20 protein-coding genes are annotated in these 20,202 nt (G+C 44.5%); 12 read left to right on the forward strand and 8 right to left on the reverse strand.

All coding sequences use genetic code 11. The features are described from left to right. Positions 1-4: 4 nt before the first annotated feature. Complete coding sequence (locus NAF17_RS02040; RefSeq protein WP_252756312.1) at positions 5-1,162, reverse strand: homogentisate 1,2-dioxygenase; 1,158 nt, start codon at positions 1,160-1,162, stop codon at positions 5-7. 511 nt (positions 1,163-1,673) lie between these two features. Between NAF17_RS02040 and NAF17_RS02045 the strand changes: the two genes are divergently transcribed. From NAF17_RS02045 to NAF17_RS02060, 4 genes are all read left to right on the forward strand, one after another. Then, a complete protein-coding gene (locus tag NAF17_RS02045; RefSeq protein WP_252756313.1) occupies positions 1,674-2,669 on the forward strand; it encodes a fumarylacetoacetate hydrolase family protein in 996 nt (331 codons plus the stop codon). A 131-nt stretch (positions 2,670-2,800) separates the two neighbouring features. Further along, on the forward strand, positions 2,801-3,688 hold the full coding sequence (locus NAF17_RS02050; protein WP_252756314.1) for a flavin reductase family protein: 888 nt from the start codon (positions 2,801-2,803) through the stop codon (positions 3,686-3,688). A gap of 107 nt (positions 3,689-3,795) precedes the next feature. Next, a complete protein-coding gene (locus NAF17_RS02055) occupies positions 3,796-4,815 on the forward strand; it encodes a class I fructose-bisphosphate aldolase (RefSeq protein ID WP_252756315.1) in 1,020 nt (339 codons plus the stop codon). Between the two features lie 105 nt (positions 4,816-4,920). Next, on the forward strand, positions 4,921-5,451 hold the full coding sequence (locus tag NAF17_RS02060; protein ID WP_252756316.1) for a peroxiredoxin: 531 nt from the start codon (positions 4,921-4,923) through the stop codon (positions 5,449-5,451). A gap of 7 nt (positions 5,452-5,458) precedes the next feature. Here NAF17_RS02060 and NAF17_RS02065 read toward each other — a convergent pair whose 3' ends face one another. From NAF17_RS02065 to NAF17_RS02090, 6 genes are all read right to left on the reverse strand, one after another. Continuing rightward, positions 5,459-6,205 carry a LytR/AlgR family response regulator transcription factor gene (locus NAF17_RS02065; protein ID WP_252756317.1) on the reverse strand — a complete coding sequence of 249 codons (747 nt, stop codon included), beginning with the start codon at positions 6,203-6,205 and terminating at the stop codon, positions 5,459-5,461. Then, positions 6,202-7,236, reverse strand: coding sequence for a sensor histidine kinase (locus NAF17_RS02070; RefSeq protein ID WP_252756318.1), 1,035 nt, complete (start codon positions 7,234-7,236; stop codon positions 6,202-6,204). The genes NAF17_RS02065 and NAF17_RS02070 overlap by 4 nt, the downstream gene beginning before the upstream one ends. Positions 7,237-7,313: 77 nt before the next feature. Next, positions 7,314-8,153: a LiaF transmembrane domain-containing protein gene (locus NAF17_RS02075; protein WP_252756319.1), complete on the reverse strand. Its 840-nt coding sequence runs from the start codon at positions 8,151-8,153 to the stop codon at positions 7,314-7,316. A 258-nt stretch (positions 8,154-8,411) separates the two neighbouring features. Further along, a complete protein-coding gene (locus tag NAF17_RS02080) occupies positions 8,412-8,954 on the reverse strand; it encodes a transposase (protein WP_252756320.1) in 543 nt (180 codons plus the stop codon). Positions 8,955-9,075: 121 nt separating this feature from the next. Then, positions 9,076-10,116, reverse strand: a complete 1,041-nt coding sequence (locus tag NAF17_RS02085; RefSeq protein WP_370340392.1) for an agmatine deiminase family protein — start codon at positions 10,114-10,116, stop codon at positions 9,076-9,078. Between the two features lie 190 nt (positions 10,117-10,306). Next, on the reverse strand, positions 10,307-11,176 hold the full coding sequence (locus NAF17_RS02090) for a carbon-nitrogen hydrolase (RefSeq protein ID WP_252756322.1): 870 nt from the start codon (positions 11,174-11,176) through the stop codon (positions 10,307-10,309). 203 nt (positions 11,177-11,379) lie between these two features. Here NAF17_RS02090 and NAF17_RS02095 point away from each other — a divergent pair, with 203 nt between their 5' ends. The 3 genes from NAF17_RS02095 (at position 11,380) to NAF17_RS02105 (ending at position 15,024) form a co-directional block, all read left to right on the forward strand. After that, positions 11,380-12,342, forward strand: coding sequence for a lysylphosphatidylglycerol synthase transmembrane domain-containing protein (locus NAF17_RS02095; protein ID WP_252756323.1), 963 nt, complete (start codon positions 11,380-11,382; stop codon positions 12,340-12,342). 134 nt (positions 12,343-12,476) lie between these two features. Continuing rightward, positions 12,477-14,255: an aromatic amino acid hydroxylase gene (locus tag NAF17_RS02100; RefSeq protein WP_252756324.1), complete on the forward strand. Its 1,779-nt coding sequence runs from the start codon at positions 12,477-12,479 to the stop codon at positions 14,253-14,255. 64 nt (positions 14,256-14,319) lie between these two features. Further along, the gene (locus NAF17_RS02105) at positions 14,320-15,024 is read left to right on the forward strand and encodes an SDR family NAD(P)-dependent oxidoreductase (RefSeq protein ID WP_252756325.1); all 705 of its coding nucleotides are present in this window, start codon (positions 14,320-14,322) and stop codon (positions 15,022-15,024) included. A gap of 358 nt (positions 15,025-15,382) precedes the next feature. On the opposite strand, the gene NAF17_RS02110 is transcribed toward NAF17_RS02105, so the two are convergent. Further along, positions 15,383-15,721 carry a single-stranded DNA-binding protein gene (locus NAF17_RS02110; RefSeq protein WP_252756326.1) on the reverse strand — a complete coding sequence of 113 codons (339 nt, stop codon included), beginning with the start codon at positions 15,719-15,721 and terminating at the stop codon, positions 15,383-15,385. A 147-nt stretch (positions 15,722-15,868) separates the two neighbouring features. On the opposite strand from NAF17_RS02110, the gene NAF17_RS02115 reads away from it, so the two are divergent. The 5 genes from NAF17_RS02115 to NAF17_RS02135 all read left to right on the forward strand — a co-directional run bounded on the left by NAF17_RS02115 (position 15,869) and on the right by NAF17_RS02135 (position 20,199). Next, entirely contained in the window at positions 15,869-16,255 is a 387-nt protein-coding gene (locus NAF17_RS02115) for a hypothetical protein (RefSeq protein ID WP_252756327.1), read from the forward strand. Positions 16,256-16,380: 125 nt separating this feature from the next. Then, positions 16,381-17,448, forward strand: coding sequence for an NADPH dehydrogenase NamA (gene namA / locus NAF17_RS02120; protein WP_252756328.1), 1,068 nt, complete (start codon positions 16,381-16,383; stop codon positions 17,446-17,448). 202 nt (positions 17,449-17,650) lie between these two features. Beyond that, the gene (locus NAF17_RS02125; RefSeq protein WP_252756329.1) at positions 17,651-18,070 is read left to right on the forward strand and encodes an OsmC family protein; all 420 of its coding nucleotides are present in this window, start codon (positions 17,651-17,653) and stop codon (positions 18,068-18,070) included. An 83-nt stretch (positions 18,071-18,153) separates the two neighbouring features. Then, positions 18,154-18,744: a DUF4230 domain-containing protein gene (locus NAF17_RS02130; RefSeq protein ID WP_252756330.1), complete on the forward strand. Its 591-nt coding sequence runs from the start codon at positions 18,154-18,156 to the stop codon at positions 18,742-18,744. Positions 18,745-18,819: 75 nt separating this feature from the next. Beyond that, the gene (locus NAF17_RS02135; protein ID WP_252756331.1) at positions 18,820-20,199 is read left to right on the forward strand and encodes a M16 family metallopeptidase; all 1,380 of its coding nucleotides are present in this window, start codon (positions 18,820-18,822) and stop codon (positions 20,197-20,199) included. Positions 20,200-20,202 lie beyond the last annotated feature (3 nt).

Here is a 20,202-nt window from a genome sequence, read left to right on the forward strand (position 1 = left end):
CACCTTAAATAACCCAGCTTTTATAATAGCTTTCGTCCTCTATATTCACGGCATCTTCGGTTAGCATCAGCGGGCGGAAAGGGTCTATCATCACGGCCAGTTCATCTGTAAATTCCTTACCGATTGATTTCTCGACCGAACCCGGCGCAGGGCCATGCGGGATGCCGCCGGGGTGCAGGGTTATTTGCCCTTTAACCACGCTTTTGCGGCTCATAAAATCGCCATCCACATAGTATAGTACCTCATCGCTGTCCACATTGCTGTGGTTGTAAGGCGCAGGGATAGATAGCGGGTGATAGTCGAACTTCCTCGGAACAAATGAGCAGATCACGAAGTTGTGGCCCTCGAAAGTTTGGTGTACGGGTGGCGGTTGATGTACGCGGCCGGTTATCGGCTCAAAATCGTGAATGGAAAATGCCCAGGGGTAATGGAAGCCATCCCAGCCAATAAAATCGAAAGGGTGGGTGCCGTAGGTATATGGATAGATAAGCCCCTGCTTTTTGATCAGGATCTTAAAATCGCCTTTTTGGTCGATGGTTTCCAGGTTGGTAGGGCGTTTAATATCGCGTTCGCAGTAAGGCGAATGCTCCATCAATTGGCCGTACTCGTTTCGGTAACGCTTTGGCGAACGTATCGGACTAAAGCTTTCTACAATAAACAGGCGGTTATTCTCATCATTAAATTCCAGTTGGTAAATGGTGCCACGTGGGATAACCAGGTAATCGCCGTATTCAAATTTTATCTTACCGAAACCCGTTTTTAAAGTACCCGAGCCAACGTGGATGAAGATCACCTCGTCGGCCTGGCTGTTCTTGTAAAAATAGTCGGTCATGCTTTTGCGCGGGGCAGCAAGCGAAATATGCAGGTCGGCGTTTACCAAAACCGGTTTTCGGCTTTTCAGGTAATCGTCTTCGGGCTGTATGTTAAAACCGATGAGGCTGGTATGTTTCAGGTGCTTTTCGCGGGCAATTTTCGGCTCAACAGAATAAGGCTCGCCCAGCTCTTTTACAATAGTTGGTGGATACGCATGGTAAACCAGCGAATACAGGCTCGAAAAACCTTCGGTTGATACCAGTTCTTCGGCGTATAAAGTGCCATCGGGCTTACGGAATTGCGTATGCCGCTTATGAGGGATAGACCCTAACGTGTGGTAAATAGGCATGATTTTTTGGTTTAAAAGTTGGAATGTTTTAAGGTTGTAAAGTTTTGAAAAAGAAAAACTTACGGTATTAAAATCATTTATAATTAAACGTTTGCAAGGCAGGATAGTTTTAAAGAGGCTCGTCGGAATAGCATTCCATTTTTTAAACCTTAAAACTTTTCAACAAGAAAATTAGAATTGCGCCAAAGCGATCTTGGAGAGCACAGCATCCCTGAAAGAAGACGAGTTACTCATAGAAGTAAGCCCGAGGGAAAAGTAAAACTGTTTTTTAATACTCATCATTGTTACCAAAATTACGGTATAGGAATTTAATATGCAAGCATAATATTGATGAGTGGTGATTGGTTAATTGGTGATGAGTTAAAATACGTCGTAGTGGCGCGATACTTCGCGTCTCTAAATGTGCAAATTGTTACTATTCCTAAAAAGAGACACAATACTTCGCGTCTCTACAAATAATTTCAATCAACTATTTTACTACTTTTGATTTCCAATAAACCAATTATACCTTATGAAATTAGTATCCTACAAAACCGAAGACCGGGAGCATTTGGGCATTTATATCAATGGCCATATCTATAACCTAAACTCGTGCGATAAACTGATACCCGATAACATGAACGAATTTTTATGGGGTGGCGATGAGTTAATGGAGCACGCTAAACGGGTGAACGGGGCCATCAAAAGCGGCAAGTTAGAGGCTAAGGAAGAATTGTTTTATGAACTGACGGCACCTGTGCCGCATCCAACATCCTGCCGCGATGGATACGCCTTTCGCCAGCACGTTGCCGCTGCCCGCCGCAACCGCAAGGTGGATATGATAGCCGAGTTTGACCAGTACCCGATATTTTACTTTACCAACCATAACGCCATACAAGGCCCCGGCGAGATCGAGTGTATGCCCGACCATTTCCGGAAGCTCGATTTTGAACTGGAAGTAGCCGTTGTGCTCAATAAAAAAGGCCGCAATATCCGCGCGGCAGAGGCCGACAGCTACATAGCCGGATATATGATAATGAACGACATGAGCGCCCGCACCCTGCAAATGGAAGAAATGCTGCTAAACCTTGGCCCGGCAAAAGGCAAAGATTTTTCGACCGTGATAGGCCCGTGGTTGGTTACGCCCGATGAGTTGGAGCAATACAAAACCAGCCCTAAAGAAGGCCACACCGGCGTTACCTATAATTTAGTGATGAAATGCCATGTAAACGGTGTAGAAGTAAGCAGCGGCAACATGGCCGATATGGATTGGACCTTCGCCGAGATCATAGAACGTTGCGCCTATGGATGTGATGTGTTGCCAGGAGACGTGATAGGCTCGGGTACGGTAGGCACTGGCTGTTTCCTGGAACTGAATGGTACGGGATTATTGAATGACGCCAATTACCAAACCCAATGGCTGCAACCAAACGATTTGGTTGAAATGGAGATAACCGGCCTTGGCGTATTGGGTAATATCATTAAAAAGAGTAATGATGAGTTTTCAATTTTAGGGTTGAAGAAATAAGAAATAAAAAAGACCGTCTACAACCACCGTGTCATTACGAGGAGCGTAGCGACGTGGCAATCTCAGCATATCCGCATGTCCTCTGAGATTGCCACGCTATCGTTCGCAATGACATGGTTTTTTATTATACAATGTTATCACTAAACACTGCCGACCTCACCCCCGTACAAATCCAGTCATACCTAAACCACGCGGTGGCTCCGAGGCCTATTTGCCTGGCCTCAACGGTGGATAAGGATGGTAATGTAAACTTAAGTCCGTTTAGTTTTTTTAACGTGTTCAGCGTTAACCCGCCGATTTGCGTTTTCTCGCCGAGCCGCAGGGTAAGGGACAATACCACCAAGCATACGCTGGAGAATATTAAAGAGGTGCCCGAGTGTGTCATCAATATCGTTAATTACGATATGGTGCAGCAGATGTCACTTTCCAGCGTGGAATATCCGGCCGGCGTGAACGAATTTATTAAAGCCGGCTTAACCGAACTGCCATCCACCATGGTGAAACCACCTCGCGTGGCCGAATCTAAGATCCAATTGGAGTGTGTAGTGAGAGAGGTTATCAGCCTGGGTGATACGCCGGGAGCCGGTAATTTGGTGATTGCGGAGGTAAAGGTGATCCACATTAATGAAGATATTTTAAATGCCGACGGTTCTATAGATCAGCATAAAACCGACCAGGTGGCCCGGCTTGGCGGCGACTGGTATTGCCGCGTTACCGCCGATAGTTTGTTTAAGGTAGCAAAGCCCGTGTCTGCTATAGGTATTGGGGTAGATGCTGTTCCGTATGCCATCCGCAACTCCAAAGTGCTTACAGGCAATAACCTGGGGCAACTGGGTAATGTGGTTGCTTTACCAACTGATGATGCGATTGAAGCCTATTCGCAAAGCGACGAATTGAAAGAGATATTTGATGCCACCATTGGGGACAGCCAAACCCGCGATCTGCAACTGCATTTAAAAGCTAAACAGTTACTGGATGAAGGCAGGGTAGAAGAGGCCTGGATGGTGTTGCTGATGTAAAACCATTATACAGAAAATTATTTTTACAACATCCCGCGGATATTAGAAAATGACAAACACCCGTCGTTCGTTGTAAACAATGCGCGTTGTTACGCTGTTTATAATGCATGGATAAGCAAGGTTTAAGAACAATAGCACAAAGGTTAATGGCGGGCGACAAAGGCCTTTTAGCCATGGACGAGAGCATCCCTACCGCCAATAAGCGTTTCGAAGAAGCAGGCATCCCCCAAACAGAAGAATACCGCCGCAAATACCGCGAACTGATCGTGACCACACCAAAATTAGGCGAATGCATCAGCGGTGCCATCCTGTTTAGCGAAACCACCAAACAAGCTACTGCCGACGGCACGCCTTTTATTGAGATATTGGAACATGCTGGAATTATCCCCGGGATAAAACTGGATGAAGGGGCTAAAGATATGCCTGCTTTCCCTAACGAAAAGTTAACAGAAGGATTAGATGGCTTGCGTGAGAGATTAATGGATTATGCTGCGCTGGGTTTAAAATTTGCCAAATGGCGGGCGGTGATCACCATTGGTGACGGCACACCTACCGATGGCAGTATTTACGCCAACGCCTATGCCCTTGCACACTACGCTGCATTATGCCAGGAAGCCGGCCTGGTCCCTATCGTAGAACCGGAAGTACTGATGGACGGCAACCACACTATTGAGCGTTGCTTTGAGGTTACCCAAAGGGTTTTACATATAGTTTTTGAAGTGCTCATCAAACAACGCGTTTACCTGGAAGGAATGATATTGAAACCGAATATGGTGCTTTCAGGTACAGATGCCTCTGTGCAAGCGGATATTGATCAGGTGGCCGATTTAACCGTGCAATGTTTATTGCGTTGCGTACCGGCGGCAGTGCCCGGTGTGGCATTCCTTTCGGGCGGGCAGGCGGCGCAGGACGCGAGCGCACACTTGAATGCTATGCATGTAAAATATAAAAATGAATTACCCTGGGCGCTTACTTTCTCGTTCGCCCGCGCGGTGCAGCAACCGGCGATGGATCATTGGAAAGGTAAAGACGAGAACGTAGCCGTAGCCCAGCAATTGCTTTACAAACGCCTTAGCATAAACAATGCAGCCCGCCGTGGCGAGTATTCGGCTGAGTTGGAAGGATAAATGTTGCCGGATTAACGGAATGTGAACGAGGCATTGATAGTGTTTTGATGCAAAAATTAAATCGATTTGTTGAGATACTACGTACTTGCTATATATAAACAACTCATGAAAAATATTTTCGCCACCCTTGCCTGTACTGTTGTGTTTTGCCTATCGCTATCGGCACAAACCCCGTCTAAGCCCTTAGCTGTTGGCGATGCGGTACCTATTTTTACGCTGAAGAACCAAAACGATAAAACGTTTAACATTAAGGGCGAGATAGGTAAGCATATCCTGGTCATCTATTTTTATCCGAAAGATGAGAGTATGGTTTGCACTAAAGAGGCCTGTGCTTTTAGGGATAGTTTTAACGATTATACTAAGGCCGGTGCCAAAGTAATAGGCATAAATAGTGGTACGGTAGCAAGCCACAAACAGTTTGAGCAGCACTACAAACTGCCCTTTATATTATTGAGCGATCCGGAAAACAAGGTTTACAAAATGTTCGGCGTACGTAAAAAGTTATTTATGAGCGGCAGGCAGACTTTTGTGGTAGACATAAAAGGCAATATCGCTTTCTCTTACGAAGCCATGCTAAGTGGCGCCGAGCACTCCAACCAGGCATTGGCAGTTGTAAAATCGTTAAAAACAAGGTAAGGGGATCTTAGATCCCCAGCACCTGTTTCAATTTCACATACCCCGTTTTGCTCACCGGGATCTTAGCGCCCGATTTTAGGATGGCCAGGTGGCTGTCTTTCTCGTACGGGTCTAAGCGGGTAATTTGCTGTATGGCTATGATGTAGGACCGGTGAACACGTACAAAATAACGTGGGTCTAAAGTCTTCTCAAAGAAGGCCATAGTCTTGTTTTTCAGGAAGGCACCTTCGGCTGTGATAACGCTTACGTAGTCGTCGTCTGCTTGCAGGTATTCTACATCCTGCACGGCTATGATCTTTACTTTGGTGCCGGTTTTTACTACAATACGCTCGTTTTGCCCCGGCGATTGCGCGGCTTCTTCCAATAGCGGATTAGTTTTGGTTACCGGGGTAGGGCCTGCAGGGGCTTGGGCCAATAATTTTTCTATCGCTTTGGTAAAACGCTCTTTACTAAAAGGCTTTAAAAGATAATCAACCGCGTGCGTTTCAAATGCTTTAATAGCGTACTCGTCAAACGCTGTCGCGAAGATTACCGCAGGTGGGTTATCTACCAGTTCCAGCATCTCGAAGCCGTTTATTTTGGGCATCTGCACATCCAGAAATATCAGGTCGGGCTGGTGCTGTTGGATGGCTTTTAGGCCCTCGAAACCATCGCCGCATTCCTGCAGTACGGTTATCAGGGGGAAATCCAGTAAGTATTCTTGTACAACCATCCGGGCCAAAGGCTCGTCGTCAATTATTAAAGCGCTGATCATAACTGCGGTATTTTTATTATGGTTGTAAATATATTATCATTTGCGTGAGTTTCCATTAAATCATTACGGGCAAATATCAAATAAAGCCTGCGCTGTACCCCGCTTAGGCCAAAACCGGTGCCTTTACTGCGCCTGCTGGTTTTTGGGTCGTAAGGGTTTTGGATCATGATCACCAGGTATTGGTCCTCGGTTTCGGCCCGTACGCTGATGGTAACATCCTCTATAGTATCATATAAGCCAAATTTAATGGCGTTCTCTACAAGTGGTTGTAACAGTAACGATGGCAGCAGGGCTTCGCCGCATTTATCATCGCAGCTTATTTCGGTTTGCAGGCGGTGCCCAAAACGCACCTTTTCAATATCCAGGTACAAATTTAAATGTGTAAGCTCATCACTAAGGGGGACTAACAATTGATCATCTTTTTTTAATGTCCCGCGTAAAAAGTCGGATAACTGGTGGATCATCCTCCGGGCTTCATCTGGCTTAAAACCGATAAGCGCGTTGATAGAGTTTAAGCTGTTGAACAAAAAGTGAGGTTGTAATTGCTGGCGAAGGTTATATAACTCGGCATCGCGGGCAAGTTTCTCGGCCTCAGTTTTGCGCTCTACGGTTTTTTTATGGTCGAGCTGCGAATACCAAAGGGCGCTGATCATGGCCATCCAACCAATAGCTAAAAACAGGGTAAAAAAACGTATAACCAACGATTGCTGCAGGAAGTTGAAATAAACCTGCCCCATATTAAACAGTGGCATACTATAACGGACGCCCGCTATACATGCACCCGCAAGTGCGGCACACCAAATGAGCAGGTAAACGTAGCTTTCTTTATCGGGCTGGTAGTACCGCAGGTTGTTGTTAATGAGCCAGCACGCGCTTGCCAATAGCAGGGCGCTTACGCCCGAATCGTTCACGGCGGTCATCCACGGGAAACCGAAGCCATGTATAATGTATGCTTGTAAGGCAGTCCACACCAACCCGCAGACCGCGAAGGCCCCGATTAATTTTGATTGCGATATGTGTGATGAAGCCAAAGCTTTTTGTTTAGGTGAAGTCTCACTCAAACCCTCTCCGAAAGAAAGGGCCCGGACAAAACGTTTATAAATTTTTGTTAATAGCTGCGAATATCTACCCCCGCAAATATGGATACCCCTTTAAGCACCAGCACCTTTTCTATAGGGTTTGGCTTGCTGGTTTTTATGCGTTTATCGTCTACACCGGCAAATACAGCGGCCAGGTCTGGCACCACATGCCAGTTGGCAGGAACGATGATCTTGGTGCCGCCAAACATCTGTGTAATATCGATAGTAACGCGGCCGTGGATGTCTGCCTGGGTAAAGTCGAGTTCGGTACCACCAAATACGTTGGTAATATCGCCCCCCTGGAAGTTTTTCGACAGGATGGTTTTGTTAACACCGCCAAATATCGCGGTAGCGTTAAGGTAATCATCCGGTGTGGGTGGTGGCATGCTGCCAATGGGCTGCTCGGCAGTTTCCGGCCCGGCAGCGCCCTCGGTATCAAAGTTTGCCAAAGGTTTTTCGGTAGCTGTAGCCGTATTGCCAAACGGGTTGGCTTTATATTTTTTGTCCCAGTAGTCGCTGTTAGCGATAACCGGCTCGTTGCGTTTACGCATAATGATCCATAATCCGAAAGAGATCAGGATCACCGGGAAACCGATATCGCCCCAGTTTACCCTCGGGAAAATATCATCAAGTAAATTGAACGCTCCTATGATAATTAGTATAAACCATACCGGTTTACGGAAGTTATGTTTAGCCCCAAAATACAAGCCTAAAACAATGAGCCCTAAAGGCCAGCTTAACAACCAGTTGGGGAAAAAGAAAAAGTTAAATTGTTTTACAAGCAGTACACCGCCTACTGCCAATAGTATCACCCCGGCTAAAACCTTGTTTTTTGGGGTACGGTTTGTTTCGTCTATATGATCGGACATGGTGTTGTTCTATTTTAAATATTAACCAAAACTAACTTAAGATTACACATCTGCAAACTCAATATTGGCAATATGATTGAAGAAGTCGGTAAATGTGGCAGAATTGTCGGTGAAAAAATTGCGTTACCGGTTTGCAAATTTCGGATAGGGTATATGGATGGTGGATTTTTCCGTAGAGACGCGATACTTCGCGTCTCTAATTTGCAATTAAATAATATTTCGTCGACCGCCCTAAAGGATACGCGAGGTATCACGTCTCTACGGTTTGTAAAGATTTTCAAAACTCTTACCATCCCGTTCCCACTTATCGGGATTGTCGTATATGTATTCTTGTATGTTTAGATATTCTTTTTGATCCCTAATGACCCTATCATAATAGCGGGGTTGCCAGGTAAAATCAATATCATTAAGCATTGCATATTGTTTTACTGCTGACTTGTATCCCCTGATTACTGAAGCTAAATTCTTTGATTGAGAACCAGCCTTATTTAATTCCCAGGTTATTTTATCGGGCTTATTTATAAATAATATCCCATGAATATGATCGGGCATAATTATAAATTCATCTAATTCAACATAAGGGTGATATTCTGGAATTTTTAGCCAATTATCATAAGCAACATTTGCAATATGTGTTTTTTGTAAAGATGATATACCTTGCAGGGTAGTTTCGATTTTTCCAAAATACTGGGCGCGATCTTTGGTGCAGATGGTTACGAAATACGAGCCATGAGAGCCATAATCCCAACCCTCTAATCTGGCTGAAGATACGCGATGTTTATTCTTGTATTTATCTTCCATTTTATCGTAGCGGCGCGATACTTCGCGTCTCAAATTTGCAATTAATTACCGTTTCGTTACCGTTCTAAGGGAGACGCGAGGTATCGCGTCTCTACGGTTGTTATGATTGTCAGTTAACCCCTTACACCGCCGGTTCCTGCTGACTTAAACAATGGAAACTTCCTAATCCCCAGATAATATCGGTTGAATCTATACCCACAACTTTTCTATCCGGGAAGCAGCCTTGAATAATATCCAGGGCTTTATCGTCGTGATGTGAGCGGAAGGTTGGTACAACCACCGCGGCATTGGCTATGTAAAAATTGGCGTATGATGCAGGCAGGCGCTGGTCGTCATAAATTACCGGCTCGGGCATGGGTAGCTCTACAATATTTAGCTGTTTGCCGTTTAGCAGGCGCATGGTTTTTAATGTTTGCAGATTTTCCTGCAGCAGGTGGTAGTTTTCGTCGTTCTTGTTTTGTTCCACAACTGTAATAACCGTATCTTTGTTAACAAAGCGGGTTATATCATCTATATGCCCATCGGTGTCGTCGCCAACAATTCCATCCCCCAGCCAAAGAATTTGTTCCACCCCATAATGATTTTGCAGGTATTCTTCAATTTGCTGCTGGTTTAAATGCGGGTTACGGTTTTTATTCAGCAAACAAGCGGTAGTAGTTATTAATGTACCGGCACCGTTAAAATCAACCGAGCCACCTTCCATCACAATACCGGGATGGTATACCGGTAGGCCAAATTGGTTGGCTATTTTGGTAGGGATAACATCATCCAGATCATACGGAGGGTATTTATCGCCCCAGGCGTTGTAACCCCAATCAACAATTACCTTTTCTTTGGTTTCGTAATTCACCAAAAACGCCGGGCCATGGTCGCGGCACCAGGCATCATTAGTACCAAATTCAAAAAACTCAACCTTGCTCAGGTCGGCGCCAACAAGCTGTAATTGTTGTTTTGCAAAAGCCGTCATCTGCTCATCAACAGTGTTTATGCGAACCAGCTCACCCTCGGTGACAACTTTAATAAACTCGGCATACTTACCGTATATCAGTTTCAGTTTCCCAGGCCAAGAGGCCTCTTTGTGAGGCCAGCTTAACCAGGTGGCAGTATGTTTTGCCCATTCAGCAGGGAAGTGGAAGCCGATTGGTAGAGTATTTTTGTCCATAGTCGATGGTCGATGGTTCATGTTATGGGGTTTATTAAAACCGTCATTGCGAGGAAGCCTCACCTAAATCCTCTCCAAAGGAGAGGGCTTTAATCTCTTTTTACCCTCTCCTTTGGAGAGGGCAGGGTGAGACTAAGAGATTGCTTCGTACCTCGCAATAACGCGGGGGTTAATGGTCGGTTAACTATAATTAATCGTTATCTAACAGGCGTTTTGTTATCGGTTGATAGCTGTCAATCCTTCTGTCGCGTAAAAACGGCCAGTGGCTGCGGTAATAATCACTGGTAGCCAGGTCAAGTTCTTTAACGATCACTTCTTCCTGTTCAACGGTAGTTTGATGCAAAAGTTCGCCAAACGGGTCGGCAAAGAACGAGCCACCCCAAAATTTTACGCCGGCTTCTTCGCCAACACGGTTTACACTTACTACGTGTACGCCATTGGCAACAGCATGGCTGCGTTGGATGGTTTGCCAGGCATTGTATTGTTTAGTATTTGTGACTTCGTCCTGCGTGGTTGCCCAGCCGATAGCGGTAGGGTAAAACAAGATCTCGGCACCCATTAGCGCGGTAATACGGGCAGCTTCGGGGTACCATTGGTCCCAGCAGATGAGTACGCCTATGGTAGCGAATTTGGTTTTGAAAACCTTGTAACCCAGGTCGCCGGGGGTAAAGTAAAATTTCTCGTAAAAGCCCGGATCATCCGGGATGTGCATTTTACGGTATTTGCCCAGGTAGCTGCCATCGGCATCTAAAACGGCGGTGGTATTGTGGTAAACGCCCTGTGCGCGTTTCTCAAATAACGAGGCGATGATCACCACACCCAGTTCGCCGGCTACTTTTTGCAAAGCATCGGTTGATGGGCCGGGGATAGGTTCAGCTAACTTAAAGTTATCGTAATCTTCCACATCGCAAAAATACAGCGATGTAAAAAGCTCCTGCAGGCAAACGATCTGCGCGCCATTGGCGGCTGCTTCGCGTACTTTAACAATAGCTTTATCCAGGTTTTCCTGCTTATTTGCAGTGCAGGTCATCTGCACTATCCCAACTTTTACCTTACTCATATCTGATAGAAATTTGATGCAAAAATAAGGATTTGATTGGTGGTTTCACCGATATTAATGAATGATTACACCGTTTTGATGGTTTAGAATTACACCGATTAAGAATGATTCACTTCGACTTGATATGGCAATTAAATGTTAAAAGCTGTAAAATCAATCTAAAGAAATCGGTGTAATCCAAAAAAAACATAGCTTTGCAGGTAATGAAAGACTTAGCACAAGCCGAAGAGGACGAAGCGCAGGAATTGGTTGCCCCCAAAACGTTAAAACAACGCCTGTGGGGTATCACCAAACTGGTACTTAAATTCGCGGTGACAGCTGCACTGCTGTATTATGTGTTTAGCAAAGTGCCGTTGCAAAAGGTTAAGCTTAGGCTTGTCCACGCCAATTACTGGTGGATGCTTGCCGCGTTGGTTTGTTTCTTTCTTTCGATGATCATGTCGTCGTGGCGCTTATCAAGCTTCTTTAAGTCTATCAAACTAAAGCTCGACCCACGGTTCAACTTCCGTTTGTACCTGCTGGGCTTATTCTATAATTTCCTGCTGCCGGGTGGCATCGGGGGCGATGGATACAAGATCTACCTTTTAAATAAAACTTATAAACTACCTGCCAAAAAGGTGTTTTGGGCGATAATGTTCGATAGGCTGAGCGGCCTATGGGCGATTGGCTTAATTACTGTTGCGCTGATATTTTTGATCCCGCAGATAGATATCCACATCGGGATTCCGTTGAGTATTTTTGTGGTGGCCTCGCTAATTTATTACTTTGTGGCTTATAAATTCTTTAGGGAGTACACCCATTATTTTTGGCAGGCGCATTTAAAAGCTTTGGTAGTACAAAGTTTACAGGTTTCCGCTATCGTTTTCATATTGTTTGGGCAGGATTTTACCGGTAAGTTCTCGCCTTATTTGCTTTCATTTTTGATCTCGGCCCTGGCTACTATTATCCCTATCAGCGTAGGTGGTGCCGGTATCCGTGAAACCGTTTTTCAGCAGCTGACCAAGGTTTTCCCGATGGATGTTGACCTGGCGGTTTTCCTGCCCATCTCCTTTTACCTCATCTCTATCATCGTGGCATTATCGGGTATTTATTATGTACTACGCCCGAGCCGTTTAGAAGAGGGTTTGCCTAAAACAGAAGATAATTCTGAAAATAAACAGGTTTAAAACATTTAATACTGAATTGGTTTTTTGCATCCCAATAAAAGGTAATATCTTTGCAATTTATCTGATACAATCGGCTTTTAGCTAAACCTTATTTCCTAATTTCGTGTTTCTATTTTAGTAAACCTGATTTTGAAATGAGCGATTTTAATGATTTTAACAACCCGCAGGTTGCGGCGTTGCCCCGCCATTTAAAGCAATTTATTGTTGACCAGCACTACGGGCATTACACCCCGGTAGACCACGCCGTGTGGCGTTACGTAATGCGCCAGAACTACAGCTACCTTAAAGATGTTGCTTACTACCCATATATCCCCGGCCTGCAAAAGGCGGGGTTAACCATAGAGAAGATCCCTGATCTACAAGACATGAATAACGCTTTAGCCAAAATTGGCTGGGGCGCTGTAACGGTTGATGGCTTTATACCACCCGCGGCCTTTATGGAGTACCAGGCTTACCGCGTGCTGGTTATCGCTGCCGACATCCGCCAGTTAAAACATATTGAATATACCCCAGCGCCGGATATCATCCACGAGTCGGCGGGCCACGCGCCAATTATTGCCGATAAGGATTACCACGAGTACCTAAGCTACTTTGGGTCCATAGGGGCCAAAGCTATGTTTAGCGCGCAGGATTTTGAATTGTATGAGGCTATCCGCGCCTTATCTATATTAAAAGAAATGCCCGATGCCGATGAGGCCGAAATTAAGAAGGCTGACGAACTTGTTTCCTGGCACCAGGACAACATGGGCGAACCATCTGAAATGGCCCTGCTAAGCCGCCTGCACTGGTGGACGGTAGAGTATGGCTTGATTGGTACTTTAAAAGCGCCAAAGATTTATGGTGCCGGCCTGCTGTCATCCATCGGCGAAAGTGCCAGTTGCATGCTGGACGAGGTGAAGAAGCTTCCTTACACCATAGATGCGGTAAATTACAGTTACGACATCACCAAAACGCAACCACAGCTTTTTGTAACACCAACTTTCCAAAACCTGATAGATGTGCTGGAGCAGTTTGCCGACACCATGTCGTTCCGCCGTGGCGGGGCATACGGGCTTCAAAAAGCTATCGAAAGTAAAAATACCTGTACGGCGGTTTATAGTTCGGGTTTGCAGGTTTCGGGTACGTTTACAGAATTTAAGGCTGATGAGAGAGGCAATCCCACCTTTATCAAAACTACCGGAGAGGCCGCGCTGGCCGTTGGCAACAAACAGTTAAAAGGCCATGGCAAAAGGTATCATCAGGATGGTTTCAGCTCGCCGGTTGGCAGGTTAAAAGGTTTCGATAAGCCACTCGAAGATTTTACTGCCGATGATCTGAAAGCCGCCGGAATTGAAACCGGCAACGAAATTTCCCTGACTTTTGAGAGCGGTGTTACCTTGTCCGGTAAAGTGTCAAAAATAAGTGCAGAAAGTAACAAAATAGTGCTAATCAAGGTCGAAAAATGTACGGTTTTGGGTGAAAAAATGCGCGTCCTTTTTGACCCATCATGGGGCGTTTACGACATGGCGGTAGGCGAAAAAATTACCTCCGTTTATTGCGGCGCAGCCGATAAGGACGCGTTTCTGGAGATAGCTTATAAATCGAGCACAGGCACCCACCGTTCAGGTTATGACCACAATACCAAGGAGTTACACAAGCTGTACCAGCAGGTACGCAACCGCCGCCACACCGGCGGCGACCTTGGCTTTTTAGGTAACGTATGGATGATGCTGCAAAAGTTCCATCATAGCGATTGGCTGTGCGCATTAGAGATTATGGAGCTTTTAGACCATGAAGATGCAGAGCCAAATATAGCCGATGAAATCCGTCAATTCCTTGAAAATAAAGCAATTAACGAACCTGAATATAAGAAGCTAATAAGCGATGGCCTGTATCTTATCAAACATCCGGTAGAGGAGAAGTTGATAGTTTGAGATCTTCCATTAAATTTGCCAAACAACTATTTTATTCCTCCTTCAGGGGGATAGGGGGCTATCTATGAACATCATTATAACAGGCGCCAGCAGCGGCGTAGGATTTGAAGCTGTATTGGAATTGATCTTATCGGGTAAACACAAAGTTATGGCTCTTGCGCGTTCGCAGGATAAACTTACCCGTTTGTTAGAAATTGCCAAAAGCTTAAATCCTGATTGTGAGGTTTTTGCGATTGCGTTTGATATTGTACATGACGATTACGCCGGTTTAGAGCAGTTTGTAACCGCTAATTTTGATGGCAAGGTTGATGTGCTTATTAACAACGCTGGCGTGCTCATCAATAAACCTTTTTTGCAACTGCAGGAAAGTGACTTTGTAGAAATGCTCCAAAGCAACTATATAGGCCATGTACGCATTATTCAAAGTTTATTAAAGTTTATGGGTGATGGTTCGCATATCCTCAACATAGGTAGCATGGGCGGTTTCCAGGGAAGTGCGAAGTTTAACGGACTATCGGCTTATTCCGCAAGCAAGGCTGCTTTGCATACCCTTACCGAATGCCTTGCGCAGGAACTGGTTGAGCAAGGCATCAAGGTAAACTGCCTGGCTTTGGGCTCGGCACAAACAGAGATGTTGGAGCAAGCTTTCCCGGGTTATGAATCGCCGGTTATGGCCTTTGAAATGGGTAAGTATATCGCCGATTTCGCGGTTTCGGGCCACCGTTTCTTTAACGGAAAAATCTTGCCGGTTGCTGTATCTACGCCATAATAAAGTAAACTATGCCCGCGAATACATTGTAATCGCGGGCATAGTTTAATTATTGATCCAATTTACAACTCACAGATTATACCGTATTAGTTTGATAATTATTGCCGTTAAAAACTTGCATAGTTTTGGTGTTTATTTTTTCTACCGCCCTTGTTTTTTTTCGGTTTTATAGCACTCGGTGCTTATTATGGGTTAAAAGTATAAGTTACCTTTCGAGTTCAACTTATATATTGTACATTTCCAACAAAATTTTTGTTCTTTTTTACAGCCTGTTACGGAGAGTATAATTAATAGAGCTAAGGATAGTATCTTTTTTATATTCATTTTAGTAACAATTGATTCTGATAATAATTGTGCTTTATTCCTTACTCCCCATTTTTACAAACTCGTTCACAACAACTTCGGTAACGTAGCGTTTTACGCCATCCTTATCAGCATAAACACGCGATGCCAGTTTGCCTTCAACAATCACCGCATCACCTTTTTTAAGATAGCTTTCGGCCATGGTGGCCTGTGCGCCCCAAAGCACTATGTTGTGCCATTGCGTATCGGTAACTTTTTCGCCTTTATCATTCTTATAACTCTCGTTGGTGGCTATTGATAACCGGGCCATTTTACGGTTGTTATCAAATGTCCTTACATCCGGGTCCATGCCTATGTTGCCAATTAACCTTACACTGTTTTTAATAGTTGCCATTTTGTATTAAGTTTAATATTTAAATATTTATTGATGTCACAAACATGCAGTATGGTTTGAGGGTTAGTCGGTTAGTAAATAGTTATAAGCGATTGTATCCGTTTGCAAACGCTTGCAAACGGATAATTTATTTGCTACCTTTAGGGTATGATAGCTGAAAGAAAATGCCTGGACTGCGGTACAACCCTGCATGGCAGGGCCGATAAAAAGTTTTGTAACGATTTATGCCGTAACAATTATAACAACCAGCTTAATAGCAATAGTTATAATTTGGTACGCAACATCAACAATATTTTAAGGCGAAACCGCAGGATAATTGAAGAACTAAACCCCACAGGTAAAATCAAAACCAACCGCGAAAAAATGCTGGTGAAGGGTTTTGATTTTGATTACTTTACAAGCAGTTTTAAAACCCAGGCCGGAGCGCGCTACTTTTTCTGTTACGAATATGGCTACCTGCTGCTTGATGCCGACGAAGTACTGTTGGTAAAAAGTAAAAAGGAAACCGACAAATTTGCTGACGCCCCGGCGTAGCTATTTGTACTTATTTTAGCTTTCTTCATTTTTGAGTAAATTAAACATTACGGCTATGTTAATGACAAAACCATGAATCACGGTTTGTGTTACTTATTCATATTTGCAAATCAAATAATCACAACATGCCAAATCTGTTTTCTCCAATCAAAATAAAAAGTATCGAATTTAAGAACCGCATCGTAGTGTCGCCAATGTGCGAATACTCTAGCACCGATGGTTTTGCTGATAACTGGCACCTGGTGCATTTAGGAGCAAGGGCTGTTGGTGGTGCAGGGTTGATAATAACCGAAGCTACAGCAGTATCACCCGAAGGCCGCATCAGCTTTGCTGATTTAGGGATCTGGAAGGACGAACACATCGCAAAGCTGAAAGAAATAACGAGTTTTATTGAAGAACAAGGCGCCTATGCAGGTGTACAATTAGCACATGCAGGCCGTAAAGCAAGTCACCAGCAACCCTGGAACGGCGGTAAACAAATTCAGCCAGACGAAGAGAACGGCTGGTTATCTGTAGCGCCGAGTGCATTGGCATTTAGTCGCAGCGAAACCGCGCCTTTGGAACTTGATAAAGCCGGAATTAATAAAGTTATAGCCGATTTTAAAGCCGCTGCAGATCGTTCTTTAAAAGCTGGTTTTAAGGTGATTGAATTGCATGGAGCACATGGTTATTTAATTAACGAGTTCCTTTCTCCGTATTGTAATAAACGTACCGATGAATATGGCGGATCCTTTGAAAACCGCAGCCGGTTCTTGTTGGAGGTTATTGATGCCGTTAACGAAGTTTGGTCTGCGGATCTGCCGCTGTTCGTTCGCCTTTCAACAACTGACTGGACAGAAGGTGCATGGACTATAGAAGATTCCATCGCGTTAGCAAAAGTACTAAGCGAAAAGGGTGTCGACCTGATCGATAGCTCAACAGGTGGTAACGTTGCCGGCGCGCAAATCCCGTTAAAACCTGGTTACCAGGTTGAATTTGCCGAAGCGATAAAGAAACATACCAATATCCTGACTGGTGCTGTCGGCTTAATAACCGAAGCAAAACAAGCAAACCAGATCATCGAAACCGGCCAGGCAGATATGGTAATGATGGCTCGCGAATTATTACGCGATCCGCACTTCCCGTTGCGTGCTGCGCATGAATTGGGCATCGACTTTAAATGGCCGGTGCAGTATGAACGCGCGAAATGGTAGGATCCTCTCCCCAGTAGCTCTACGAAGAAAAGGGAGCAAATAAAAAAGTTTCACCTTCTTTGCGCAGCAGAGAGGTCGACCAGCGAAGCGTAGTCGGGGTGAGAGAAATAACCGCATGATATTTACGATTACTTAATATGTAAAATTTCAGTTCAACCCAACATATTATTAAATTAGCAAAAACTTAGAAAAACATAACATTATGAAACGTACAGCGAATGCACATTGGAATGGCACCTTACAAGAAGGTAAAGGCGAAATAACCACACAAAGTACCATCCTTAACAAAACACAATATTCATTCAAAACCCGCTTTGCGGATGGCTTAGGCACCAATCCCGAAGAACTGATAGCTGCAGCGCATGCAGGTTGTTTTACAATGGCTGTTGGGGCTGCTTTAACCCAGCAAGGCATCACACCGGGTGATTTAACTACTGACGCTATCCTGGACCTGGATATGCAGGCTTTAGAAATTAAAGGAATCCACCTGGAAATGAAAGCGTCTGTTATTGACGGTATAGACGAAGCCAAATTTAAAGAAGTTGCAGAAGGCGCTAAAACCGGCTGTATTATATCAAAAGCGCTTAGTGTGCCAATTACATTAAACGTTACATACGCATAAATTAAGTATCAAATATTCTTATTAATAGCGGTGGTGCAAACCATCGCTATTTTTGTTTGTAGGTATGTGTAAATAGCCGTAGCATGTTAAATACCCAGCGTTCTAAAATATCGCTTACCCTTGTATTCGCATTGGTGATCACCGGGTTTTTGATCTTCCTTTTCTTTTACATCAAACATGAATTTAACACTACCCGTACCGAGGTTACTGAAGACGCAATGGTATCGCGTGTAATAAGCATGGGGAAACTGGAACTGGTTAAATATGCCATGAAAGATGTAGTGGAGAAGAAAGAATTGTACAGCCTGTTGCCCGATTCGCGCGTGCTGTTTGTTGCCGTAGGAGAGGTTACTGCTTGTATCGATCTTACTAAAGTTAAGCGGGGAGACATCAGCCAAAGTAAAGATACTGTTGAAATTACTTTGCCCCAGCCCGAGATCTGTTATGTAAAACTCGATCACCAAAAGTCGAAGGTGTATGATGTATCGGGCGTTTGGTTCCCCGATAAGGCACGCGCTATAGTAGAGGATGTGTACAAACTGGCCGAAAAGAAAATGCTTACTACCGCCACCGACATGAACCTTTTAGGTAAAGCCCGCGAGAATGCCAACCTGATCTTTAAACCATTCCTGGAAAATGTATCGGGCAAAAAGGTGGTGATCAAGTTTCGGTAACAACCTTTAGCTATTTTCAAATTAGTTGTAATATATTAGGGGTATCATAATCTAACCTCATATCAAAACAAGTATATGACACTAAAAATCACTAAAATATTAACGATGACCGCCGTGGGGATGCTATGTGCCCTATACGCGGTTGCCCAACCCCGGCTGCCCGAAGGCTACTTTTACAAAAAACTGCCAAACGGATTAGATGTTGTTATTATCGAGAACAGCAAAGTGCCGCTTAGCACTATCGAAATTGCTGTAAAAAATGGTGCTTACACCGAGGGCCCCGAGTACAGCGGCTTATCGCACCTTTTTGAGCACATGTTTTTTAAGGCCAATAAGGATTACCCCACACAAGAAAAATTCCTGAAACGCACTCAAGAACTTGGCGCTATCTGGAATGGTACTACCGGTAACGAGCGTGTAAACTACTACTTTACTGTTGGTAAGGATAGCCTCGACGGCGGCCTAAAGCTCATCAATGCTTCAATCCGTTTCCCTATATACCGTGAAGAGGATATGAAAAAGGAACGCCCGGTTGTTGATGGTGAATTTCAGCGTAATGAGAGCAGCCCGGGTTTCCAGCTATACTACGATATCAGCAAAAATCTTTGGGGAGACCTCATTACCCGCAAAATGCCCATAGGGATCCACGAAGTGATCAATACGGCCACGCCCGGGAAGATGATCATCATCAAAAACAAATACTATTTCCCTAATAATAGCCTGCTTATAATTTGTGGGGATGTAAAGCACGAAGCAGCCTTTAAAAAAGTAGAAGATATTTTTGGGGATTGGGCCAATAGTGGCTTCGACCCGCTTGTAAAATACCCTATCCCGGCCTTTAAACCGGTGGAAAAAAGTGTGGCGTTTGTAAAAGAAATGTCGATAGCGCAATCGCCGCTGATGTGGTTTGGATGGCAGGGCCCGGCGTATATGACAGATTCTGCATCTACCATAGCGGCAGATGTTTACACTACTGTGCTTGGCCTAAACTCGTCAAAACTACAGCAGGCACTTGTTGATAAAGGCCTGGCATCATCAGCAAACTTAAGTTATAGTACAGGCCGTTACCCCGGCATGATATCACTTATTGTGAGCCCTAACCCAACAAAAGTTAAAGAGTGCTACGATGAGGTGCAAAAGCAAATGAGCCAGTGGGGCAAAGCTGATTATTACACCGACGAACAATTGACCGATGCGAAGGCCATTTTGCTTCGCCAGCATAGTCGTGAGTTGGAGAAGCCGTCGTCGCTGCCATCACAGTTAAGCTTTAACTGGTGCAGTACCTCGTTTAATTACTATACCGACCTAACGGATAATTATCAAAAGGTTACCCGTGTGGATATTGCCAAATATATGAACACTTACATTGTAGGTAAACAGGTAGTGTCTGGTATTATATTAACGCCCGAGGCAAATAAAGTGGCCAATGTGGCTTCATTTTTTGTAGCTAAATAATTT

Origin of the sequence: Mucilaginibacter aurantiaciroseus (assembly GCF_024055595.1) — a bacterium.
GTDB classification, from domain to species: Bacteria; Bacteroidota; Bacteroidia; order Sphingobacteriales; family Sphingobacteriaceae; genus Mucilaginibacter; species Mucilaginibacter aurantiaciroseus.